The sequence below is a fragment of the Micromonospora globispora genome, from assembly GCF_003857015.1.
Taxonomy (GTDB): Bacteria; Actinomycetota; Actinomycetes; order Mycobacteriales; family Micromonosporaceae; genus Micromonospora; species Micromonospora globispora.
Genome location: NZ_QGGF01000300.1, coordinates 1 through 5371 on the forward strand (window position 1 = coordinate 1; position 5371 = coordinate 5371).

Consider the following 5371-nt stretch of genomic DNA (forward strand, 5'->3'; position numbering starts at 1 on the left):
CCTCCTACCGCATCAGCGTGGACAACCTCGCCGACTGGATCGCCACCCGCGGCTACACCGCCTCCTGACCACCAGCACAACCACGAAGGGCCGACCCCACACGGGGTCGGCCCTTCGACGTCTGCGGATCAGCGCGCTTCAGCCGCCGGAGTCGTCCAACTCGGCCCCGTCCGGCACCGTGTCGTCGTCCCGGCTGGCCAGCCACCCGTCGGGCAGGAAGACCTTGCCCGGAGAGTTGGTGCGACCGCGCGGCTGGCCCAGCGTCTCCACCGGGAACGGCGCGCTCGGGTCGAGCTTGCCGAGCAGGTCGTCGAGCTGGGCCAGGCTGTCGATCATCGCGAGCGACCGGCGCAGCTCGCTGCCCACCGGGAAACCTTTCAGGTACCAGGCGACGTGCTTGCGGAAGTCGGTGCAGCCGTCCCGCTCGCCGCGGGCCGGATTGCGGGCGCCGGCGACGAACTGGTCGACCAGCAGCTCGGCGTGCCGGCGCATGGTCACCGCCACCTCGCCGAGGGTGGGCAGCCGCCGCTCCGGCCGGCCGTTGAACGCGGCCTCCAGGTCGGCGAAGAGCCACGGCCGGCCCAGGCAGCCGCGCCCGATCACCACACCGTCCACCCCGGTGTGCGCGACCATCCGCAGCGCGTCGTCCGCCTCCCAGATGTCGCCGTTGCCGAGCACCGGCACGTCGAGAGCCTGCTTGAGGGTGGCGATGGCGTCCCAGTCGGCGGTGCCCGAGTACCGCTGTGCGGCCGTACGGCCGTGCAGGGCAACGGCCGCGACACCGGCGTCCTGAGCGGCCAGCCCCGCCTCGACGTACGTCAGATGGTCGTCGTCGATGCCCTTGCGCATCTTGACGGTGACCGGCACCCCGGCGGGTGACGCGGCGTCCACCGCGGCCTTGACCAGCCGGGCGAAGAGCCGCCGCCGCCACGGCAGCGCCGAGCCGCCGCCGCGCCGGGTCACCTTCGGCACTGGGCAGCCGAAGTTCAGGTCGATGTGGTCCGCCAGATCCTGCTCCACCACGATTCGCACCGCGGCGGCGGTGATCTCCGGGTCGGTGCCGTAGAGCTGCAGGCTGCGGGGCTGCTCGTCCTCACCGAAGGCGATCATGCGCAGCGTCTTCGGGTTCCGCTCGACCAGCGCCCGGGTGGTGATCATCTCGCAGACGTAGATGCCGCCGCCCTGCTCCCGGCAGAGCCGGCGGAAGCCGACGTTGGTGATCCCGGCCATCGGCGCGAGCACCACCGGCGGCCACACCTGGTGCCGCCCGAGGGTCAACGGGCGCAGCGCGGTCAGGGTCGGGGCGGTCACCGGCCAAGTGTACGGGGCTCCGACCGGCACCTCTTCGCGCCGGTCGGAGCCCCATCAGCAGCTCAGCAGCCGGGCAGGCGCTCGATCAGGTAGCGCTCGACCTGGTCCAGCGAGATGCGCTCCTGGCCCATGGTGTCCCGGTTCCGTACGGTCACCGCGTTGTCGTCCAGGGTGTCGAAGTCGACCGTCACGCAGAACGGCGTGCCGATCTCGTCCTGGCGGCGGTAGCGGCGACCGATCGCCTGCGAGTCGTCGAACTCGACCACCCAACGCTTGCGCAGGTCCGCGGCGAGGCCCTTGGCCTTCGGCGAGAGCGCCTCGTTGCGGGACAGCGGCAGCACCGCCACCTTCACCGGCGCCAGCCGCGGGTCGAAGCGCATGACGGTCCGCTTGTCGACGCCGCCCTTGGTGTTCGGCGCCTCGTCCTCGTCGTACGCCTCGAGCAGGAAGGCGAGCACCGCCCGGGTCAGGCCGGCGGCCGGCTCGATCACGTACGGGATCCAGCGCTCGCTCTTGGTCTGGTCGAAGTACGACAGGTCGACGCCGGAGTGCTTGCTGTGCGTCGACAGGTCGAAGTCGGTCCGGTTGGCGATGCCCTCCAGCTCGGCGAACTCGCTGCCGCCGAACTGGAACCGGTACTCGATGTCGACGGTGCGCTTCGAGTAGTGGGAGAGCTTCTCCTTCGGGTGCTCGTAGAAGCGCAGGTTGTTCTCCGACAGGCCGAGGTCGAGGTACCAGTTCCAGCGCTCCCGGAGCCAGTACTCGTGCCACTCCTCGTCGGTGCCCGGCTCGACGAAGAACTCCATCTCCATCTGCTCGAACTCCCGGGTCCGGAAGATGAAGTTGCCCGGGGTGATCTCGTTACGGAACGACTTGCCGGTCTGCGCGATGCCGAACGGCGGCTTCTTGCGGGCGACCGTCTCCACGTTCTTGTAGTTGACGAAGATGCCCTGGGCGGTCTCCGGCCGCAGGTAGTGCATGCCCTCGTCGCTTTCCACCGGGCCCAGGTAGGTCTTCATCAGGCCGTTGAACATCTTCGGCTCGGTGAAGGTGCCCTTGTTGCCGCAGTTCGGGCAGTTGATCTCGGACAGCGAGACCGGCGGGCGGCCGTGCCGGGCCTCGAACGCCTCCTCGAGGTGGTCGGCGCGGAACCGCTTGTGGCAGGACTGGCACTCGGTCAGCGGGTCGACGAACTCGGCGATGTGGCCGGAGGCCTCCCAGACCTGGCGGGCCAGGATGACCGCGGAGTCCAGGCCGACCACGTCGTCGCGCTGCTGGACCATGGTCTTCCACCACTGCCGGCGGACGTTCTCCTTGAGCTCCACGCCGAGCGGACCGTAGTCCCACGCCGACCGGGTGCCCCCGTAGATCTCGCTGGAGGGGAAGACGAAGCCTCGGCGCTTGGCGAGGCTGACGACGGCGTCGATACGGTCGGCTGGCATGTTTCCTCCTACGCCGGCTGGCGGTCGGCGGGGGCTGTGATGTGGATGGAACCGGTCAGTTCGGGACAACGGTACGGCCACCGGAGGCCCGAGCCCAGCAGAATACCGGGGAGCGGTCAGCTCACCCCGCAGACCTCCATGCCGCCCGTCTGCTGATCCGCCGCCAGGGTCACCTGTTGGGCCTCCTGCTTGCCGCCCGCCAGCGTCACGTCGACCGGCACGGTGAGGGTCTGCACGTCGACCTGACCGACCCGGTAGCCGGAGACGTGCGGCTCGGTGGCCACCCGCGCCTCGAAGTCCGGCCGCGACTCGCGCCGCTGCGCGTCGTCGCAGAGCTGGTCGTACGCCTTGGACCAGTCCTCTTCCATCAGGGCCCGGTAGTAGTTGTCGGTGACGGTGCGGCCCTGTTCCTCGATCGCCTGCGCGTTGCTGACCGCCAGGCCGACGACGGCCGCGCCACCTCCGCCGCAGCAGATCAGCACGGCCAGCGCTCCCACGCCGAGTCCCAGCCAGAGCCGGGCCCGGCGGCCCTCGGTCGGCGGCGCGGCGAACGGCGGCACCACCCCGGGGCCGGCTGGCACCGGGACCTCGGGCTCGGACGACGGCCCCGCCGGCGGCGCGCCGCCTGCGCCGGGCAGCGCGGGATGAGGGGGCGGGGCTGCCGGTCCGGGAGCGGTCATACGCCAGAGGGTAGTGCCCCCGGGCTCAGCGGTAAGGACCTGCAGCCCGATCACTGGCGACGACGACGATCTCCCCCTCCGGCGCGGCGCTGGCCAGCGTCTCGTACGCCGAGGGCTCGTCGACCGACTGGGCCAGCAGCGGGACCGCGGTGATCTTGACGTCGAAGCCGCCCAGCGCCCGCCGGTACGCCCCGACCGACTCCCACTCCGTGAGCAGGCACCAGTGCGTCGGGTCGTCCAGCGCCCGCAGCAGGTCCCCGCGCAGGTAGCCGGGGCGGGCGGCGAGAGCGGCGAGGGCCGCGTGCGCCCGCCCGGTGAAGTCGTCCGCGACATCGGCGTCCACCACGAACCGGTTGGTGACCAGCACCGGCGTCCTCCTCGTAGAGTCTGTGGAATGCAGCGTACGCAGACACCCCTGCTGGCTCGGCTGGCCCGCCTCAACCCGACGACGGTGTTCCTGGCCACGCTCGTCCTGGTGCTGGTGGCGCTCTTCGCCCCAGGTGCGGTGGGCGGCCTCGTGCTGCTGGCGCTGGCGGCGTTGCTGGTCTGGCTGATGAGCGTCACCTGGCCGGTGCAACGGCCGGCGACCCGGATGGTGCGGCTGCTGCTGCTGACGCTGCTGATCGCGGTGGCCCTCGCCAAGCTGCTCTGACATGCAATCATGCGTTTTTGACAATCAATTTCGTTATCGCGGACAGTGGTTGTCATGACGATCCGTACCGCTCCGCGCACCCTGGCCGCCGCCACCGCCGCCCTGCTCGCGCTCGGCGGCCTCACCGCCTGCTCGGAGGGCCGGGGAGCCGACGCCGACCCGGGGCGGGTGGACGTGGTGGCCGCCTTCTACCCGCTGCAGTTCCTCGCCGAGCGGATCGGCGGTGACGCCGTCACGGTGACCAACCTGGCCAAGCCCGGCGCCGAGCCGCACGACCTGGAACTCAACCCGGCCCAGGTCGGCCAGGTCAGCGAGGCGAAGCTGGTCGTCTACCTGAAGGGCTTCCAGCCGGCCGTGGACGAGGCGGTCGACCAGAACGCCGGCGACCGGGCGTTCGACGTGGCGACCGTGCAGCCGCTGCGCGACGCGGCGGCCAGCGACCACGAGCACGAGGGCGGCGAGGCTGCGCACGAGGAGGAGTCCGGCGGCAAGGACCCGCACGTCTGGCTCGACCCGACCCGGCTCGCCACCATCGGCGACCGGCTCGCCGAGCGGCTCGGCAAGGCCGACCCTGACCACGCCGCCGACTACACCGCCCGCGCCGAGGCCCTCCACGCCGATCTCGAGAAGCTCGACGGCGAGTTCGCGCAGGGCCTGAAGACCTGCCAGCGCCGCGAGATCGTGACCAGCCACACCGCCTTCGGCTACCTCGCCGAGCGGTACCACCTCGAGCAGGTCGGCATCACCGGGCTCACCCCCGAGGCGGAGCCCGCCCCGCAGCGCCTCGCCGAGGTGGCCAAGGAGGCCCGGGAGCACCAGGCCACCACCATTTTCTTCGAGACGCTGGTCAGCCCGAAGGTCGCCGAGACCGTCGCCCGCGAGGTCGGGGCGAGGACCGCCGTGCTCGACCCGATCGAGGGCGCTCCGGCCGAGGGCGACTACCTCTCGGCGATGCGCGCCAACCTCCAGACCCTCCGGACCGCCTTGGACTGCTCATGAACGAACCCGTCATCCAGGTGACGCACGCCGCCGTCGGTTACGACGGCCGGCCCGTGCTGCGCGACGTCTCGCTGACCGTCACCGCCGGCGAGGTGGTCGCCGTGCTCGGAGCCAACGGCTCCGGCAAGTCCACCCTGATCCGCGCCGTGCTCGGGCTGGTCCCGCTCGGCGCCGGCTCGATCACCCTCTTCGGCACCCCGCAGCGCCGCTTCCGGCAGTGGCGGCGGATCGGGTACGTCCCGCAGCGCCTCGGCGCCGAGCGGCGTACCGGCCACGGTGGGCGAGGG

General features: G+C 71.5%; 6 protein-coding genes and 1 pseudogene. 3 read left to right on the forward strand and 4 right to left on the reverse strand.

Features of this window, described 5'->3' with window-relative positions:
- Positions 1 to 138: 138 nt before the first annotated feature.
- The 4 genes from dusB to DKL51_RS14865 form a co-directional block, all read right to left on the reverse strand.
- Entirely contained in the window at positions 139 to 1311 is a 1173-nt protein-coding gene (dusB, locus tag DKL51_RS14850) for a tRNA dihydrouridine synthase DusB (RefSeq protein WP_124812172.1), read from the reverse strand.
- Between the two features lie 62 nt (positions 1312 to 1373).
- Positions 1374 to 2753 carry a glycine--tRNA ligase gene (locus DKL51_RS14855; RefSeq protein ID WP_109947631.1) on the reverse strand — a complete coding sequence of 460 codons (1380 nt, stop codon included), beginning with the start codon at positions 2751 to 2753 and terminating at the stop codon, positions 1374 to 1376.
- Between the two features lie 116 nt (positions 2754 to 2869).
- Positions 2870 to 3433, reverse strand: a complete 564-nt coding sequence (locus tag DKL51_RS14860; RefSeq protein WP_243422723.1) for an Rv0361 family membrane protein — start codon at positions 3431 to 3433, stop codon at positions 2870 to 2872.
- A gap of 25 nt (positions 3434 to 3458) precedes the next feature.
- On the reverse strand, positions 3459 to 3800 hold the full coding sequence (locus DKL51_RS14865) for an antibiotic biosynthesis monooxygenase family protein (RefSeq protein WP_109947632.1): 342 nt from the start codon (positions 3798 to 3800) through the stop codon (positions 3459 to 3461).
- Between the two features lie 27 nt (positions 3801 to 3827).
- On the opposite strand from DKL51_RS14865, the gene DKL51_RS14870 reads away from it, so the two are divergent.
- From DKL51_RS14870 to DKL51_RS14880, 3 genes and pseudogenes are all read left to right on the forward strand, one after another.
- Entirely contained in the window at positions 3828 to 4085 is a 258-nt protein-coding gene (locus DKL51_RS14870; protein WP_109947633.1) for a DUF6703 family protein, read from the forward strand.
- Positions 4086 to 4139: 54 nt separating this feature from the next.
- Positions 4140 to 5084: a metal ABC transporter substrate-binding protein gene (locus DKL51_RS14875; protein ID WP_109947634.1), complete on the forward strand. Its 945-nt coding sequence runs from the start codon at positions 4140 to 4142 to the stop codon at positions 5082 to 5084.
- Positions 5081 to 5371: pseudogene (locus DKL51_RS14880) on the forward strand (ATP-binding cassette domain-containing protein); the annotation flags it as partial. The gene DKL51_RS14875 and the pseudogene DKL51_RS14880, both read left to right, overlap by 4 nt.

Excerpts from the sequence above, each read along its gene's own strand:
- DKL51_RS14875 (WP_109947634.1), top strand. The coding sequence starts at position 4,140 with ATGACGATCCGTACCGCTCCGCGCACCCTGGCCGCCGCCACCGCCGCC.
- DKL51_RS14870 (WP_109947633.1), top strand. The coding sequence starts at position 3,828 with ATGCAGCGTACGCAGACACCCCTGCTGGCTCGGCTGGCCCGCCTCAAC.
- DKL51_RS14860 (WP_243422723.1), bottom strand. The coding sequence starts at position 3,433 with ATGACCGCTCCCGGACCGGCAGCCCCGCCCCCTCATCCCGCGCTGCCC.
- DKL51_RS14855 (WP_109947631.1), bottom strand. The coding sequence starts at position 2,753 with ATGCCAGCCGACCGTATCGACGCCGTCGTCAGCCTCGCCAAGCGCCGA.